The organism is Psychrilyobacter sp., assembly GCF_049671765.1.
In the GTDB taxonomy this organism is placed as follows: domain Bacteria; phylum Fusobacteriota; class Fusobacteriia; order Fusobacteriales; family Fusobacteriaceae; genus Psychrilyobacter.
On sequence record NZ_JBATVM010000181.1, the window covers coordinates 1 to 16,522 of the forward strand.

The following is a 16,522-nucleotide window of genomic DNA, read 5'->3' on the forward strand; positions in this document are numbered from 1 at the left end:
TTATCGCCATTTGTTACTTGAGTGTAAATTGCCCATTCTAATTCAAATGGACTTGAATTAATTGGGATTGTACTATAATCACTAGCTGTAGAATAAGAATATAAGATACTTTCAACATCGCCTTCTATTTTCCCAAAAATCCCTAATTCTTTAATCTCAAACTTTTTAGTGATATTTTCATTTGAAAATTTCGCTATTAATTCTGATACTTCACCAAGAGACTCATTATTTATTAAAATAGCATCTAATTTAGGGGAGATAAGTGCTCCTAATTCTGCCGGTTCGCCCCCTGGAGAACCATCACCAATTGATACTTTTGTCCAATGGATTGACCCTTTTGAAGCCAGTGCTCTCGCTATGAGTTCTTCCCCGGCTTTTGTTACTATTTGTGGGTTAAAAGTTGACATTAGCCCCTCCTTATTTTATTATCTCGATTATTTGTGGGAAAGAAACAAGGTTTATAAAATCCAATCTCCCTCTTATTTTCTTTAAGATCCCATTTCCGGGGATTCCTGTTTTATCTGTTTTTTCAAGAGTAACATTCCCTTTATTATCAATGATCCTATATATAGAATCAGGCACAATTTTTATAAATTTATTTTTTGATGAATATGTAAAAGCAGTCCTGAACAAGCCATATTCATCGTTTTCTATAAGAAAACTACCCGGCATATTTAATAGGTTGATAGTTTGTTTTGCTTTAAAACTTAATCCTTTATGAATTTTAACTGTCGAATTTGAACTAAAATTAAAAGCATAAGAAATTGGTAAATGAGCAGGTTTAGCTTCTTCTATTGAAAATGTCAAACCTTTGTTATTATCAGGCATTTTTAATGCTGTTTCAAAAATAATTTTTATCACTGCATCTTCAAATGAAATTTTAATTTCGCTGTCTACCCATGAATTAGCTATTATTTTCAATAATTCTAAATCACATTTACCTGCCGTTTTCCATCTAGCTTCTAACTGTTCTCTTTTTCCTTCTATGGAATCCCCGGTAGTTTTAAAATTAAGTTGATCTTCTAACACCGCTATACCTACAGAACTCATAGTATCAAAGAAAAACTCTTCTCCGAGTTGACCTATTTTATTTTCAATATCATCTAATTCTTTCCCCGAAACTGCCATTAAATTTTTTATAAAATTGTCTTCTCTAAATACCTTGTGCAAATTACCTAACAATTTTAATTCATTCACTCAGAACCACACTCTCTAGAATAGCTACTTCTTTTTCTCCGACATTTATATTTTTTGTCACACCATTTATAGTGAAAACTGTCCAGTCGTCAATACCGTCTACATTCAAAATTTTACTCGCGAGAATTGCGTATGAAACACTTGTTTTTAAAAAAGCTATTTCTTTTAAGTGTTTTCTTATTATCTCTTCTACATATGGCTTTACTTGTTCTAGCGTATAGCCATTTTCTAGTGTTAATGTACTTGCGATATTTATATTTTTTGCTATAGCACTTATGACGCTACAATAAGCTCCAATAGGGGCTTGTCCATAACCTCCTCCCCAAGTAGAATCATTCTCGCCTTTTGGATCTATATAATTTTGAACTCTTTCTACCAATTGTGCCGTAGCTGGTATTTTTTCATCATCTATGATCACTATTTGTACTGTATTATTACCATCCCAAAGTGAGTATACCTTTGAATCTCCTACTCCTACTACCTCTCTCGACCACTGCATATAGTGATATCTATTCCCAGATGTAGCCGGCTTTTGTATTTCAATAAGATATCTTTCAACTAGAGATTCATCCGTTTCACGGTCATACCCATCTATAGTTGATGCAATATTCGTTACCTCTGTGATTCCCTGAATAGTTACAGGAATTAAGATGATTGCATTAGCTCCTACATTTCCTTCCAACCCAGGGATAACTGCTTCTACTTTTACATTACCACTACCATTTATTGCTATTATTTCAATCGATTTAAATTGTGTCCCTGCTTCGGTTTCAAATAGATCTCCAATACTTACAGTCCCGTTTCCTTTTACTATCACAGTCCCTATTGCAGAATTACTTTTTTTTCTTTTCATCCCTTTTTTTTGAAAAACATATCTATCTAATTCATCATCATGGTAATTTCTTACATCTAATTTACTTGCCACAAGTTCTATTTTTTTTCTCGCTTCATATGACTGTATAGCATAAGTTTTAGTTAGATCACATGCAAATGTACCAGTTCTCTTCTCGTAGTCATTAGACACGTCATTTAACATCCTTTTGTGTATATCTTCCACTAGTGGTGCTTTATATTCTTCGTTCACTCTATAATCACCTCTTTTTCTAACTCTTCTTCAATTAACTCTAGAGTTAATTCTATTTTCAAAACATTAAATTCTTGAGAAATTTTTATATTTTTTGCCAATATAATTTCTTCATGCCCTTCTAATTTTTCTTTTATTTCTCTTTTCAATTCCGAAATACCAAAATTAGAAGCAAATATCTGATGTCCTCTATATTCATATAGTTTCGAGAACCCAAACTCCGTGTTTTTGTATACCTCATATTTGTCTACAGTAGTCCGAATTATTAGTTCTACCCACTGCTCTATTTTTTGCTTATAGGTGCAGTATACAATCCTTCCATCTTTAGTCACTATTTGCTTTTTCCTAAAATCAAAAAGAGGTTCTTTAGAGGATTTAAAATCTATTGTCTGCTGTTTTTCTTCAATTTCTAAACTTGTTGGAAATATACCCATCTATTCCCCTCCTAGCTTTCTTACCTTAAAATCTACAAACCATATTTGAATATCCGATGTTGGGGTAAGTTTTACAAGGTCCCCAATTTTTAATGTATCTGTATTTACTATTGTCCCACTAGTTTTATATGTCCCATCCCCTTTCAAGGCTCCCTTACCTTTTACAGACCACGGTGGTGGCGGTGCAGGTGCAGGGACATAAGGCAAAACAGGTGGGATTACTATATCCGTGACTTCATTCTTTTCTAGAGCTAAGTCAATTTCATATACTTTCCCATCTATTTCAAATTTTCTTGTATGATCATCAAATAACCTATCATTCATGTAGAGTTGTGCAGGCTCTAGTATTACACTGTTATTCCATATAGAAACTCTTAGGTTTGGAGGTGAACTTATGACATTACCGATTGTTGATTCTGTTATTTTTTCGTTTTCCAACCCCTTAAAAAGTTTAGCAAGTTTTGCTCCATACTCCCCCATTAATTCACCTCTAAATTTAAATTAGTGGTATGATTACCTTTAGAATATTTATGATTAGCACTCTTAATTAAGTATTTACTAATCAAATTAAATTCTTTATTTATTACTTCGATAATTCTCCCGGATCTGAGAGAATTATCTCCTATAGTTTGCACATCCACGCTTGTAAATACCTTGTTTAACTCTTTGAGCTTCTTATTTGCTATATTACGGACTTTTGAAACGTCCTTTGGTTCAACTTCTACAATTTCTTGCAGCCTACCATATTTTTCAATACCAGCCTCGTCCATGGCTTTTCCCATTGTATTAACATCATCTTGATTATTAGAAGTCACTAATATTACATTTTTCATCTCTGTTATATCTTCATTTTTGGTTATTCTTCCCCAAAATTCATAAGGTTTCTTAGCTTCTATGAGCTTATGCTTCTTAACATCTAACCCACCTTTATTTATCTCTAATTTGTATTTTTTCCCTGTTTCATCCAAAACTTGTGTAAGGATATCTTTTATTATCTCTGCCACGGTCTTATCTTTATAAATCTTAGTTATAGAAGTTGCTATATTATCAATGTCTCCTGTTTTTACACCTATTTGATTACACATATTTTTTATTGCATCAGATGCACTTATATTTTTGAATTGTTTAATGAGTTTATTTTTATTCAGATAAAAAGAAGGATCTAAGCATTTTATACTTTTTTTAAATTTCTCAGTCCCTATAGTCACTATAATCCCTAAAAAAACTACTTCTCCTCTATTTTTAAATTCTATAACATTCCCGGTTTCTACAATTTCAGAAGTTGCGAAATTTGGATCATTAAAATTTCTAGCAATATCAAAATTAAAAGCAGCTCCTAAAGTATCTAAGCTGTCACTCAGAGTCACATTCCCTGAAAACTTTGTTATATCTATTCTTTTTTTGCCTTTAATTAGATTTATAGTGATCACTAAGATACCTCCTTTGGGTCTACATACTCTTTTATTTCTAATGAGTAGTTATAGTCACCATTTGATTTAGGTGCTACTGTATAATTAGATATTGTGCATAACATATTACAGAGTGTCTCCTCTCCATCTACATAGACAATTCTTAATACTTTTTTTCTGTTTATCCTAAAAAAATCAAGGCATTCTGTTGAAAGTTTTGAATTTAAACTAAGCCATTTATATCTTTTTGTTGGAAAAAAACTATTAATACTCAGACTTCTATTCCCTGTTTCACCTACTAATGTTAATGTTTTCCCCTCTACAGTCTCAAACTCTTCTGTATTAAGGCTTTCACTAACTTCAATTTTTTCATTTACATAAGGCAATTGGAGAACCGCTTCTCCAATTGCAAAATATATTTCTCTCATCTATACCACCACATTTGGATTATTTTCTTTAATGATTTCATATAATCCCTTAGCTAGAATCTCTTTAAAATCTTCAAATCCGTATACATCCCCTGTAAATACCATCTTATAGTTATTAGTAACTCCTCCAGAGCTACTACCGCCTATTATGTTATTAGCTTGACCTAATAGATCCTTAGATCTTTTAGATTGATTAAGAGGTATTGCAATCTCTGCACCAGCTTCACCAAATATACTTGGTTTTGTAGCAATTCCACCTTTTGCATATTGTTCGATCTGCTTTCCAGGACTGTCGTTTTGAAAGTCAATTTTTGAGTTTTCTTTTTTATTCATAGTTATATTGAATTCTTTATCTTTGTTATCTAGACCAAAGATCTTTTTTACCCATCCAAATGCTTTTCTAGCAGCCTCTTTTATATCGTCAAAATGCTTTATTAATAACAATAGAGGTGCAAGCGGTCCAGCTAACATTAATGCAAAATCGTTTGTCCCACTGATTAGATTCTTTATCCAATCCCATGCACTCTTAAATACTGCGATTATACTGTCCATGTGTCTCCACAGTAGATATAACGCTCCCACTACAACACCTATAGTAATAGCTATCACCCCAAGAGGAGAAACCATAAGAGTCCCATTAAGAAGCCCTGTAACTACATTGACGACCATAACAATAGCTTGCAACGCTTTAAAGGCTTTTATTGTAGTATAGATAACCCCTACAAACACTAGTGCCAGTTCTATTACACTTCGGTACTTCATGAAAAAATTAAATAGTTTTTTCATTATCTTTATTATTCTTGTAACTGCTTCTGTTACATTAGTAGCTATCCTTGTTATAGTCCCGTCTTGTTTCCACTTTAAGAGAGTATCGGTTACTCCTTTTATTTGCTTTTTTACTTTTTCATACATACTTCCTTGTTTAATAGTCCCATCTTTTTGAATCCCAACTATCTGTTTTAATGATGATTTTATACTACCTGTTACTGTAGATAAAAGCCCTTTCATTGTTCTAGCTTGTTTCTCTGCACCACCTTTAAACTTTTCTTGCATAAGCTCCTGAAGTACAGTTTGCATCTTAACTTGATCTAGCATCTGCCCTTTGGCATTGAACACTACTTTATCCCCATACTTTTTAGCTGAAGCTGCCATTATCATGTCTTTACTTATCCCAAATTGTTTTAATCTTTCAAACTCTCCTACACTCGAATCTACCATAGCTTCAGTAGCGTCACCGATTTGTTTATTTGTTGATCCAGCCATATCTGCTATATCTGATAACCACCTAGTAGATGAAAGACCATACATTTCCATTGTAGCGGTAGCTTCTACTATATCTCCTGTTTCAAATGGCGTTCTATCTGCAAAATCTACAGCCTTACTCATAAGTTCCCCAGCTTTCTTAGTATCTTTTACAGCCGTTTCCAACTGCATCTTATACCCTTCCATATCCATAGCTTCACTAAATCCCATCTTAGCGGATAATGCAGCCACGACTCCTGCCGTAACAAGACCCAATTTAACAGATCTAGCTATAACTTTATCTATACTTTTAATAGCCCCTTTACCCCATCTGTTTACAGCACTTTGTGCTTCTTTTTGAGTAGCTATATTTTTTTTAATTTTTTTAGTGTATTTACTTATTTCATTGTTTATAGATCCGATTTCTTTATTATTTGATTTAATACTTTCACTATATTTTTTTACCGAACTATTAGCACCTTTTAGGGACTTGTTTAGACTAGAGACTGAAACTCCTAATTTATTATACCTACTCCGAGCTTCTTTTAATTTTTGATTATTTTTAACAATTTGTTTAGAAGTTAGTCCAGTCTGATTTTTATACTTTTTCATTTGTACTGCTAGTTTTTTCATAGTTTTACTTTCTTTGTTTTTCCTAGAAGTCAAAGCTTTTATTTTATCATTTTGTTCTTTCAATCCTTCTGTTGCTTTTGTGTTTGCAATTTGAAATTTTTTAATCTGATCTCTTGATTTTTTCACCTTTTCACTTAATCTTTTTGTAGCTTCAGAATTTCTTTTGAGGCTAGGAGACATTTCATCTTTTAACCTCAAAATAGTCTTTATGACTCTAGATATTTTACCCACCTCCCAAAACTTTAAAAAATAATTTCATTTTTTCAATATCATACTTAATTTTTTTTTCGTTCTCTATATTCATAGACTGGATATAGAATTTTTTTTCAATATTACTTAGATCTAATAATTTTTGTAATTCATGGCCTCTTTGGAGATAGTGTGAAACCCAAGATAGTTCCCCTGGCTTTTCACTATCTCCTATTAGTTTTTTAAGTCTTCTTCATCTTTAGCCTTTTCTTCTTGGATTTCAAATTTATCCATTATTTTGGATGCTAAGTCCATAATTTCTGTTGTTTCTAAAAATAAACTAGGTATAGAAAAATAATTCCCATCTGTGACTTCGTCTCTTAATTCTTTCGCTCTAAAAAAAGAACACGTTTTATATACAAATTCTGTAGACGCTTTTAAAATCATTCCCATGTCCTCAGGTTCTTGAATTTCTCTTTTTAAATCTTCACCTTCTTCATTTTTCCCTAGATGTTCGATGATAGTTCTACTAGACCCATTTATTTTATTCATGTACGCGACAAAATCTTTTTCCACTGGCCTTTGAAATTCTACAAGGCCTATATCTTTGATCTCTATTTGAGCCACTTTTATTCTTTTTTCCCTTTTTTCCCTTGCTTTATTTATAAATTCTTGTAATTGCATATTTAATCTTCTCCTATTAATCACTTAATTATTATATTTTCTCTCACATTGATTATGTGAGAGAAAATATAAATTTTTAAATTAACTTTCTCATATCTTCAGCTTGCCCTGACATCTCTATCTCTCCTACTTTCCCTTTTTCAAATGCGTCTATTACTGTAGAGTCAAAAGTTACCCCACTTGCTTCAGTAGTTGAAACTGACGTATTATTATTATTTACATCTGTCATTATCATTGTAATATCATCAGATTCAAAATCAATTACTTTAGTTGCAAGAGTTTTCTTAAATGCAAAACCAACCTCTATTGTACGCCCGACCGGTACTCTTATTTCTGCTCCAGGAATAGTTGGATGAGGGATATTTTCATAATTAATTTTTTTTTCAATGCTTGCTTTATAACAATTTAGAATTGGAATCCCATTTATCCAGATAGTTCCTCTATTTCCATTGTTATAATTATTTCCACTTGCTTTCGCCAAAATGATGACCTCCTTATTTGCCTTCTAAGGCGTTTTAATTTTTCTCGCTTGTGTTTATAGGTTGAAAAACGATTACATAAATATATCCATAAAGAAATCTTCCATAATTCCTGTTATTTTAATATTAGTTCTTGGATAAACATTAGTTAATACAGTCATTTGCATAATCTTAATATCACTCCATTTATCCACAACCTCTTTACCATATTTTGGATAATTAGCTAATTTTTGTTTTTCTAGATAAAGTTCTACCCTGTTATCAAATGTAGGATCTAATATTTTATCTAGTGCTATTAAACCTAAATATGCATTTATTGCTGAAAATAACAACATTTGATTATCGAGGAAATTATCATACTTCCCTTTGAAGTTGTCATTCCATGCATTATAGATATCGCAATAAATCAGATCCATCTTTTCTACAGTGTTTATATGTGTCATTTCTAGTGTCACATCTTGTCCAAGAGTTACTAATGAGTTCACCCCTCTAGCTACTTTTACAATTCCTTCATCATTGAATAAGATGAACTCTCCAGTTGAAATGGCGTCGTCTTTTTCATCCGGCTCCGTTACACATTTAAATTTGGTCAATGGTTTTGCTATCGCTGACATAGATAGTGGAAGTCCTGCTAAATACCCTAGTAAGAAAGGAATAGCGTTGTCTCCTGTAACTTCTCCTCTATCATCTTTGAATGTCACCTTTTCTGTAGTTACATTAACTATTCCCATATCATCTGTTGTAGTCCCTTTGTATGTGATTGCCTTATATCTTTTTTTATTGTTTTTTCTTTGAGCTTTTACCCAGGTTATTAGATCATCTTGATTAGTTTGGACACTAGATGCTATTCCTACCCACGAATTTCGAGGTATAGCCCCTTTTAATCTCAAAAGAGTAGTGGCTAAATCTGTTGTTTCCTTAGCAGTTGTTGCTACATACAGTTCTAGGGGGATTCCTTCTAATGCATCTTTTATAAATAATACATGCTCCGGTTCAAATTTAGCTTGTTCCTCAGTTGTAAAATCTTCAATTGATTTATATTTAACTAAATAGTCCTTCGTTGTATCATCGACTAAGATCAGCACCGCTGTGCCTCTCTCTCCTCTTTTTACTGCACTTACTCCAAGCCCTTTAAAAATTATCTCTAATTTAGGCATTCCATTATTTGTTGGACTCATATTCCCTCCTTTTAATCAATTTCCAAGTTTTCCATTTTGTCGTAATTATTTTCTCTGACATAGTATTCATCTAGATTAATATCAAATTGAAATTGTAATGTGTCTTTTGTTTCTGGAAACTTAGCATTTTCTACTTCCACCATAACAGACTCTCTGTCTTCTGTTTCTGGTAATATTTCAATATAGTTATTTTCTATAAATAACTTTTCAAGGGATTCCTGCATATCTAATAATTCCACTTGTTTGACATGTTTATTACTTGGGAAATATATGATTCTTACAGTTAAATCTCTAATTTTTGAAGTTTTCATAAAGTCATTAACTTTTATATTACCTAACTCTATAAAAAAAGATGGTCTAGAAAAGCCTTCCTCAACGTCTCCCGACTCCACCTCTACTTCTCCAGGGAGAGTTTCTAGATATTTAGTCAATGCAGCTAGTATATCTCTGTACTTTGTCATTTTTTCACCTACTTACATTCCATTTTTATCAAATAATTCATTTTTAAAGTTCTCTATATTTGTCTCAAATTCTTCTTTATAGTCCTTTGCAGTATTATCAAATATATGAAATCCTTTTTTGAATCCGTGAGTTTCCCCATCAGATCCATCTTTTTTATTTCTACCTTTTATGATATGTCCGTTTTCTATCAAATGAGCGGCACTACTTGCAGAATAAGCATCTACAGATAACCCCTCCTCACTATCATAGACATTCCCAGCCTTTATAGATTTAAAGTAATTACCACTGTGGGCTTTTACTTTAGATTTTGCATTATTTAGAGTTTTATTTTTTAGTTTCCCAGCTTCTTTTTTTAAAAACTTTTTTGCTTCTTTACCGCTAGACAATCCTTCTGAAACTTTCAATAAATCATTGGCAAAATCATCTAAATCACTCATAAATATCTACTCCCCATGCAAAAATACATTTAAATCTAAGTACTCGTTGCTATCATAATTAGGCAAAATATGACTTATATCGTACCTTTGTCCTTTATATATGATCCAATTAGCATTTGAAATATCTGTTTTTCTTATCATAATTTTTAAATTAACAGTATTTTTAATAGTGCCAGCATCTCCACCACTAGAAAACCCATAGATAGGCGAAATCTTCCCCCATATCTTTTTTATGAGTTTTTCTTTAGGTGAGTTACCAATATCAGTTTTGACCTTGACATTCCCCCAAACTTCGAGCCTATTATTTAATCTACTAGCTAATGATTTTTTGTTTTTAGCTATTAGGATCACCTTCTTCCACCATGGCTTTCAATTTTGTACATAGACATGAATAAATGTTATTAACCTTGAATTCTACATCACTAGAACTTCTATTCTCATATCTATCAGTTACTATGACACGTTGAGCCATCTTATAGGTTTCTTTTTCTCCGTAATCTTCAAATGTAGCACCTGTTGAGTTTTCTATCTCCTCTTTACTAAAGTCTATTAGAGATGTGATGAGAGTGTCTTCCTCACTCTCATCTACCCTCAAATAAAGTTTCATTTCGTTTATAGTAAGCACTATATCCTCCTAATTATTGAGCTGGTGTTAGTGTAGCTAATAATATCTTAACTGCTTTTGGATCTCCATTTACCTTTCCGTCAAATCTAAACCCACCTTTAATTTCTGTTGTGTCAGTTCTCCAAGCAGATCCACCTATTTTAGTTGACTCAATCAACATTTGTTCTCTGTCATACATTGTATATAATAATTTTAAATCCCCTATTATAAATGGTGTGTATACTTTTGCATTTCTTGTTATAGCTTTTAAAAATTTAGTAGGGACTTTTACTGTTTCTTTCCCTAGAAAAGTATGTCCACTAGCTTTTGTAGCATCTGGTTGTAAGTATGATTTACCATTCCCATCCTCTAAATTATCTATATGGTCATACCCTGAAGAATTAGTGAAAATTACAATACTGTCCGTGTCTACGTCATCTAAATCTAAATTTAATATAGATTTAAAGTCTGATACTTTTGGAAGTCCGTCAAATTCAGTAACTCTATCAACTAATTTTCCACCTTCTTCAATTGCTGTTCCCATAATCCCCTCAGCAGCTTTTACCCCGGTTCCATTAAACACTTGATAAGCATAAGTATTTAATTCATTTTTAGCCATCCATTTTAGAATAAAAGTCAATAAATTCTCAGGTGTATCTTTTATTAATTCATTTGTAATAGGAATATATCCAGCATATTTTCTGATTGCATACTCTACCTCTTCCAGAGTTGGTTCATGTAATTTTTGAATTTCTGCCCCTTCATCTACCGAAGCGAAACCCGTTGCTTCTGGTTCATTCGCTTCTTTTGTTCTGCTACCTTTATCTACTGACGTTTTTTCAGTATCAATATATTTTCTTATGTCAAAAGATCTTCTTTGTAACTCGATTATCTTAGTTTTAACATCTTTTGGGACTAATACCCCACCTTTTTCTCCTACACCTTCCTGCATTAAATTCTTAATCTCAGATAATTCTTCCGTTGTTGCAGTTCCTACAATAGCTTTGGCTACTATTTCTCCTAGATTAATATTTGCTTTTGGCTTTACTTTTGTTGGTAATGGGTTCCCATCGTTTTCTGCTCTTGCGTCTTCCTCTTCTTTTAGTGCAAGTGCTAATTTCCCTTCCTGTAAGTCAAGTGATGCCTTGATACCGTTGAATTCATCAATTGTTTCTGCTGCTTCTGCCTTGATTTTTAGTTTGTTAATTTCTGCCCTAATTAAAGCCGATTTTGTCATTTGTGCCTCCTGATTATTTTAATTTTAATTTTAATTTTGCTAATACTAGTTCATTATTTACTTTTGGTTCAGTCGGTTCTGGAGGTATTTCCTCAGAATTCACTATCCCTTTTTTCCCTTTTAGTTCGTTTCTAATTTTGTCTATAACGGCTTGTGGCAATGTCCCATCAGATAAAGTCTGTGCAGAATTTACTATCTTGGTCTCTGTAAACATTATTTCGTCTATAAGCTTATTATCTAATGCTTTTTTTGCATCAAACCACGTTTCGTCTTCCATCAATGCCAAGAGTTCGGCATGTGACATCCCCGTTTTTAATTCGTAAGCATTGGCGATGCCTATGTCAACGGTTTTCAATACCCCTGCCGTATGTTCTAAATCACTGTGGTCTCCTTGTGTTCTAATTGCAGAATTATGAATCATTATCCGAGCTGGTGGGGACATTAATAACTTAGTACACCCCATAGCTATCACACTAGCAGCACTAGCAGCTAACCCAACTATTTTTCCGATTACATTCCCATCATAATCTTTTAGAGCCGAGTATATTTCTGTTCCTGAATCTACAGATCCTCCTCCAGAGTTTATTATGATTTCTAGTTCCTCATTTTTCTCTGCTTTATCCATTAATTTTGAAACTAAACTTGGTGAGGTTGCTGGAATTCCACACCAATCATAGATCCATTGATCACTATCAGAAATAATCGGCCCTTTTATATTTATCTTCACTTATTATTCACCCCCTTTTTTATATTGTTTCCCTACATCTTCTAGCCCTATAGCGTTTCCGTTGCCTATCAATATATCTCCTCCATCTTTATATGGTAGATTAAGCTCCTCACGGACCTCATTAGGGGTCATTGCAAACATAGATAAATACTTATTATAAACCTCAGCTTGAGTAGTATTATCCATCTTAAATAATATTTTTTCATTGATCTCTAGTCTACATCCTTTTTTTAATTCTTCAGGACCAAGTAATTTGTAACTTAATTCTTGATGATAGTTGTTAAACAAAGGCTGTAGTGAATTAACATAAAAATCTAATTGTTGTGACTCAGAGTTACTATATGATGATTTATCATAGTTATTTATTACATTTGGTTTTATCCCAAATGCTGCTGCCAATTGGAGAGCCGAAACCTTATTATTTTCAAAGAATTGTGCGTCAGCCAATTTCATATCTAATAATTGTGCTTGCATCCCCATAGGCATAGGAATAAATTTTCCACTCCCTTGAGATTTAGAAAAATTTTCAAGTGATGTAGCTACACTTGCTTCAGCTTTTTTGCTTAGTTCACCAGTATAGTGAACTATTACTTTTGAGCCGAACATATTATTTTTATAAAGTTTATTTAAGAATCCTATGGAATTTTTCCCAGTATTTATTTGGGTTTTTAGATACTCTTTTACAGGTATCCCTACTAACGCATTAAATGAAATCATTGTTTTGAAATGTAAAATTTCACCCATTAAGAATGTGTATCTTTTACACGTTTTCGGATCAGTCCAGATATACCACATGGCATTTTGTTGCCCGATAATCCCCTTATCATCCATCCATACCTCTACTTGATCACTAGGCAATACCCATAGATGCTTGACAGCTCCATTACGGTCCGTTTCTATATATGCATACGAATTACCGTAATGTAGCTTATTTAGCTCTATAGCAGCCCAAAATGTCGAGGCCGAATAGTACGGATTTGGTCTAACATTCAAAATAAAATCAAGAGAACTATCGAAATCCCTCTCTTTCCCCTTCTTCTTAGTCCTTATTCTTTTTTCCCATGGCATTTTTGACATAGTTTCTGCCATATGTTTTAGACAAATATAATATATTGTTTCTGACATATCACTTGAATTATCAATAGAATCAGGATTTATCCCTAATGTTTTTAAAACAGTTCTTACATTTGGGTCTGATAGTGTTGTTTCTTCATTTTTGGGGCTAAATTTTGCTTTTATTGCTTTTATTGCTCTATTTATTATCGTTTTCACCCCCTTCTACTAGGTAATAATTAACCATATAATTTATTTAAATTTTCCACTGATGCATACTTAGTAACATCAAAGCCAAATTCATGATACATTGCTAGTTTAAACCCTCCCAAAGTTGAATCCACAGGGTCAATTTTCTTCTTGGTTGCATCTTTATCTATCTTTATTAATCCATTGTTTTGTCTGATCACTGCGTTCCCCATTGCAAAAGTTAATAATGGGTTACGTACGTAGTAAACATTCTCACAATATACCTGTTCCCTAAATCCATTTGTACTCTCGTTCAATGATTTATAGGTCTGATAGACCTCTACACATTCATACCCTTCATTCTCTGCATCTAACATGAGTTTAGAACTGTTTGCAGGGTCAAAACATAGATTTTCAATATTCAAATTATTATCCTCACAAAATTTAACGACATATTCCAAAACCTGTTGCTGGTCCACAATAGGAGTATTTGTTACTGTCAAAAATCCTTGAGCTTCCCAAGATTCGTAAGGAACTTTATCCAGGTGAGTTCTTTCTATAAGTTTTTCCCTATTTGCAATAAATGAATGAGTAAATAACGCATATTTTGCTATTCCATCTATCATCACTGGTATTACAAATGACACACTAGTCAGGTCGATCTTAGAAGACATATCAAAGCCCACATAGACATCTTTTCCTTTCCAATCAAAAGGAATCTCTTTTACTTCACATTTTTTCCATCTATCCATATCCATATAACCCATATCTTTAGCTTGTACCCATTCATTCAGTATTTTTGTCCTAAATGAAATCATCTTTTCAGGAATATCTACAGCGACCTTGTGAGTCATCTCTATCCTTTCCATTCCTTCTTTGTAACTTGTCCTGATTGGGTTAGCTTTTTTCCAAATCCTTTTATCATTCAGATTATTTTTGTCTTCCTTATCAATCTCACATATGTCTCCAAAATATTGATCATTTTCAACTTCTATATTGGGATCAAGGAGATCCTTGACATATGTATATTCATTCGTATAACAAGGATAAGATAGGTCTACTCCAGCAGTGGTGATTATCATCATCAGTCCTTCTTTTACGTCAGATCCAATAAATAAATCATAAAATTCCGTTGTCTGATGTTGATGGTATTCATCCAAGACTAATACTGCCGGATTGGTCCCATCACCTTTCCTTCCATCTTCCTTTGATAATGCTTTTAAAAAGCTTCCACTTTTGATATGTGTAATAATATTATTAGTTAATTTAAATTTAGGAGCTAATAAACTTCCCCTAAGCATTAATTTAGCCTCATTAAATATTATTTTTGATTGATCTCTCTTAGTCCCAGCACAATATGTTTCATAAACTTCATTATTTTTTACAGCCTGTACTGACATTTCATATAAGGTCCCACCAGCTTGCAATTGAGATTTAGCATTTTTACGTCCTACCTCTATAAATCCAATTTTAAACCTTTTGTTTCCAGTTTCTTTATGTCTCCACCCATATAGCTGACACATGACAAATTTTTGCCATGTAGTAAGGTGGATTGGTTGTCCTGCTAGTACTCCTTTAGAATGTCTCAAGTATGAAAACCACTCAACTATCTTTTGTGCTTCTTCTTCATCCCACTCATATTCCCAATCTTTTTTTTCAAGATCATCTAGGAATCTTTGACAAGCTTGTTTATGTTTTTCCCCTGAGATATAATCCTCATATTCTGATACATATACATCCCCAATACAGTTGTGTGTGTATCTTATTAGCTCTCCCTTAATAGTCATACAGTTATGGGGATTTTCCACAAGATCTTTCTTAATAGTCATCCCTATTCCCCCATTTTATATATCTCCAAAAGTTCCTTCCACGTTTTGCTCTTCATTATTTATCTTATTAGATCCTAGATTCAATCTACTTTCCGAGGTCAACCCTAGTAGTGCTGAATATTTTTTTATTTCGTCAGAATATTTAATTTCCAGTGCTACTAATGGGTTAGGATCTCTTAAAAGCATTACACCTTGTTTGTTTAAAAGCGTACAAATTCCCTTATATCGAATAAATGAATTGCAGTATAAGCCTAGATTGTTATAATCTAAATTACTTATCAGGGATTTTTTCCCAAATTCATTTACTAATCTTTTCCATTCCTCTACAGCATCTTGATTGATTAGCCACCTTGGAGGATTTTGTAGTTGATCATTCCCCACAAATGTAGATTCTTCTTCAAGCTTCTTTTTAGCTATTTCAGATTTTGTATTATGTCTTGTTTGAGCTCCTACTTGTTTTTTTGGTGGCATTTTCTTTTCAACTCCTCTGTTATTTTTTTGGAAATTTCTCAATTTTTTCAATTATCTCCCATTGGGAAATTTGCGTGAGGAATTCTAAAGCTGCGGTATTCCCCATAGTTCCAGAAACTTTATTGATACCCCCTACCTCTCCCTGTTGTTCCATGTTTTTATTATGTTTAACAGTTCAGCTTGTGTTGCCCTCTTGTCTCCCCTATAAAGCTTATGTATTTCTCTATGAGCTTCATCACACATAAGAATTAAATTACCTAAGTCAAGAGCTTTATCCTTGCTATCTCTTAGCTCTATGATATGATGCACTAATGTTCCCGGAACTACTCTCTTATGCTTTACGTAACTCCATAAGCACAACCCATCAAACCTATTCATACAGACTAATCTTACCTTCTTCCAGCTCTTGGAGTTATAGAACTCAGCATTACTTCTCTGATGGCTATCATAGTAGCTATTAGCTTCTTTTTTATCCTTAGCTTTACAATTATTAGGACACTCTTTACCATATGGATACTTAGACTTACACTTATCACAAAATTTCATGAAAGCCATA

At 32.9% G+C, this 16,522-nt stretch carries 21 protein-coding genes; all 21 read right to left on the minus strand.

Annotation, left to right across the window (positions count from 1 at the left end; translation table 11 throughout):
• Nucleotides 1-407, minus strand: a 407-nt coding sequence (locus WBG30_RS08735; RefSeq protein ID WP_424504267.1) for a hypothetical protein, incomplete at its 3' end; no start/stop codon positions are given.
• A gap of 10 nt (nucleotides 408-417) precedes the next feature.
• Nucleotides 418-1,128 carry a hypothetical protein gene (locus tag WBG30_RS08740; protein WP_424504268.1) on the minus strand — a complete coding sequence of 237 codons (711 nt, stop codon included), beginning with the start codon at nucleotides 1,126-1,128 and terminating at the stop codon, nucleotides 418-420.
• Nucleotides 1,129-1,189: 61 nt separating this feature from the next.
• A complete protein-coding gene (locus tag WBG30_RS08745; RefSeq protein ID WP_424504269.1) occupies nucleotides 1,190-2,281 on the minus strand; it encodes a baseplate J/gp47 family protein in 1,092 nt (363 codons plus the stop codon).
• Nucleotides 2,278-2,715, minus strand: a complete 438-nt coding sequence (locus WBG30_RS08750; RefSeq protein ID WP_424504270.1) for a DUF2634 domain-containing protein — start codon at nucleotides 2,713-2,715, stop codon at nucleotides 2,278-2,280. Before WBG30_RS08750 ends, WBG30_RS08745 begins: the two co-directional genes overlap by 4 nt.
• Nucleotides 2,716-3,195 carry a DUF2577 family protein gene (locus WBG30_RS08755; RefSeq protein WP_424504271.1) on the minus strand — a complete coding sequence of 160 codons (480 nt, stop codon included), beginning with the start codon at nucleotides 3,193-3,195 and terminating at the stop codon, nucleotides 2,716-2,718.
• Nucleotides 3,195-4,145 carry an XkdQ/YqbQ family protein gene (locus WBG30_RS08760; RefSeq protein ID WP_424504272.1) on the minus strand — a complete coding sequence of 317 codons (951 nt, stop codon included), beginning with the start codon at nucleotides 4,143-4,145 and terminating at the stop codon, nucleotides 3,195-3,197. The genes WBG30_RS08755 and WBG30_RS08760 overlap by 1 nt, the downstream gene beginning before the upstream one ends.
• Nucleotides 4,145-4,552, minus strand: coding sequence for a hypothetical protein (locus tag WBG30_RS08765; RefSeq protein WP_424504273.1), 408 nt, complete (start codon nucleotides 4,550-4,552; stop codon nucleotides 4,145-4,147). The genes WBG30_RS08760 and WBG30_RS08765 overlap by 1 nt, the downstream gene beginning before the upstream one ends.
• Nucleotides 4,553-6,553, minus strand: coding sequence for a hypothetical protein (locus WBG30_RS08770; RefSeq protein ID WP_424504274.1), 2,001 nt, complete (start codon nucleotides 6,551-6,553; stop codon nucleotides 4,553-4,555).
• Nucleotides 6,554-6,850: 297 nt separating this feature from the next.
• Nucleotides 6,851-7,300, minus strand: coding sequence for a hypothetical protein (locus WBG30_RS08775; RefSeq protein WP_424504275.1), 450 nt, complete (start codon nucleotides 7,298-7,300; stop codon nucleotides 6,851-6,853).
• Nucleotides 7,301-7,376: 76 nt separating this feature from the next.
• Nucleotides 7,377-7,781, minus strand: coding sequence for a hypothetical protein (locus WBG30_RS08780; RefSeq protein WP_424504276.1), 405 nt, complete (start codon nucleotides 7,779-7,781; stop codon nucleotides 7,377-7,379).
• Between the two features lie 72 nt (nucleotides 7,782-7,853).
• Nucleotides 7,854-8,957 carry a phage tail sheath protein gene (locus WBG30_RS08785; RefSeq protein WP_424504277.1) on the minus strand — a complete coding sequence of 368 codons (1,104 nt, stop codon included), beginning with the start codon at nucleotides 8,955-8,957 and terminating at the stop codon, nucleotides 7,854-7,856.
• A gap of 11 nt (nucleotides 8,958-8,968) precedes the next feature.
• Complete coding sequence (locus tag WBG30_RS08790; RefSeq protein ID WP_424504278.1) at nucleotides 8,969-9,418, minus strand: phage tail terminator family protein; 450 nt, start codon at nucleotides 9,416-9,418, stop codon at nucleotides 8,969-8,971.
• Nucleotides 9,419-9,430: 12 nt separating this feature from the next.
• Nucleotides 9,431-9,856: an HK97 gp10 family phage protein gene (locus WBG30_RS08795; RefSeq protein WP_424504279.1), complete on the minus strand. Its 426-nt coding sequence runs from the start codon at nucleotides 9,854-9,856 to the stop codon at nucleotides 9,431-9,433.
• Nucleotides 9,857-9,862: 6 nt separating this feature from the next.
• Nucleotides 9,863-10,207: a phage head closure protein gene (locus WBG30_RS08800; RefSeq protein ID WP_424504280.1), complete on the minus strand. Its 345-nt coding sequence runs from the start codon at nucleotides 10,205-10,207 to the stop codon at nucleotides 9,863-9,865.
• Nucleotides 10,191-10,481 (minus strand): head-tail connector protein, encoded by a 291-nt coding sequence (locus tag WBG30_RS08805; RefSeq protein WP_424504281.1) that lies wholly within the window; start codon nucleotides 10,479-10,481, stop codon nucleotides 10,191-10,193. The genes WBG30_RS08800 and WBG30_RS08805 overlap by 17 nt, the downstream gene beginning before the upstream one ends.
• A 13-nt stretch (nucleotides 10,482-10,494) precedes the next feature.
• Nucleotides 10,495-11,697: a phage major capsid protein gene (locus WBG30_RS08810; protein WP_424504282.1), complete on the minus strand. Its 1,203-nt coding sequence runs from the start codon at nucleotides 11,695-11,697 to the stop codon at nucleotides 10,495-10,497.
• Between the two features lie 13 nt (nucleotides 11,698-11,710).
• Nucleotides 11,711-12,424, minus strand: coding sequence for a head maturation protease, ClpP-related (locus tag WBG30_RS08815; protein ID WP_424504283.1), 714 nt, complete (start codon nucleotides 12,422-12,424; stop codon nucleotides 11,711-11,713).
• 3 nt (nucleotides 12,425-12,427) lie between these two features.
• On the minus strand, nucleotides 12,428-13,696 hold the full coding sequence (locus tag WBG30_RS08820) for a phage portal protein (RefSeq protein WP_424504284.1): 1,269 nt from the start codon (nucleotides 13,694-13,696) through the stop codon (nucleotides 12,428-12,430).
• 20 nt (nucleotides 13,697-13,716) lie between these two features.
• Entirely contained in the window at nucleotides 13,717-15,495 is a 1,779-nt protein-coding gene (locus tag WBG30_RS08825) for a terminase large subunit (RefSeq protein WP_424504285.1), read from the minus strand.
• Nucleotides 15,496-15,510: 15 nt separating this feature from the next.
• Nucleotides 15,511-15,966, minus strand: a complete 456-nt coding sequence (locus WBG30_RS08830; protein WP_424504286.1) for a phage terminase small subunit P27 family — start codon at nucleotides 15,964-15,966, stop codon at nucleotides 15,511-15,513.
• A 132-nt stretch (nucleotides 15,967-16,098) separates the two neighbouring features.
• The gene (locus WBG30_RS08835; protein WP_424504287.1) at nucleotides 16,099-16,512 is read right to left on the minus strand and encodes an HNH endonuclease; all 414 of its coding nucleotides are present in this window, start codon (nucleotides 16,510-16,512) and stop codon (nucleotides 16,099-16,101) included.
• Nucleotides 16,513-16,522 lie beyond the last annotated feature (10 nt).

What these genes read in the sequence shown, in the direction of transcription:
- WBG30_RS08750 (WP_424504270.1), bottom strand. Translation starts at nt 2,715, where the DNA reads ATGGGTATATTTCCAACAAGTTTAGAAATTGAAGAAAAACAGCAGACA.
- WBG30_RS08775 (WP_424504275.1), bottom strand. Translation starts at nt 7,300, where the DNA reads ATGCAATTACAAGAATTTATAAATAAAGCAAGGGAAAAAAGGGAAAAA.
- WBG30_RS08785 (WP_424504277.1), bottom strand. Translation starts at nt 8,957, where the DNA reads ATGAGTCCAACAAATAATGGAATGCCTAAATTAGAGATAATTTTTAAA.
- WBG30_RS08795 (WP_424504279.1), bottom strand. Translation starts at nt 9,856, where the DNA reads ATGAGTGATTTAGATGATTTTGCCAATGATTTATTGAAAGTTTCAGAA.
- WBG30_RS08835 (WP_424504287.1), bottom strand. Translation starts at nt 16,512, where the DNA reads ATGAAATTTTGTGATAAGTGTAAGTCTAAGTATCCATATGGTAAAGAG.
- WBG30_RS08790 (WP_424504278.1), bottom strand. Translation starts at nt 9,418, where the DNA reads ATGACAAAGTACAGAGATATACTAGCTGCATTGACTAAATATCTAGAA.
- WBG30_RS08825 (WP_424504285.1), bottom strand. Translation starts at nt 15,495, where the DNA reads ATGACTATTAAGAAAGATCTTGTGGAAAATCCCCATAACTGTATGACT.
- WBG30_RS08765 (WP_424504273.1), bottom strand. Translation starts at nt 4,552, where the DNA reads ATGAGAGAAATATATTTTGCAATTGGAGAAGCGGTTCTCCAATTGCCT.
- WBG30_RS08810 (WP_424504282.1), bottom strand. Translation starts at nt 11,697, where the DNA reads ATGACAAAATCGGCTTTAATTAGGGCAGAAATTAACAAACTAAAAATC.
- WBG30_RS08755 (WP_424504271.1), bottom strand. Translation starts at nt 3,195, where the DNA reads ATGGGGGAGTATGGAGCAAAACTTGCTAAACTTTTTAAGGGGTTGGAA.
- WBG30_RS08830 (WP_424504286.1), bottom strand. Translation starts at nt 15,966, where the DNA reads ATGCCACCAAAAAAACAAGTAGGAGCTCAAACAAGACATAATACAAAA.
- WBG30_RS08740 (WP_424504268.1), bottom strand. Translation starts at nt 1,128, where the DNA reads ATGGCAGTTTCGGGGAAAGAATTAGATGATATTGAAAATAAAATAGGT.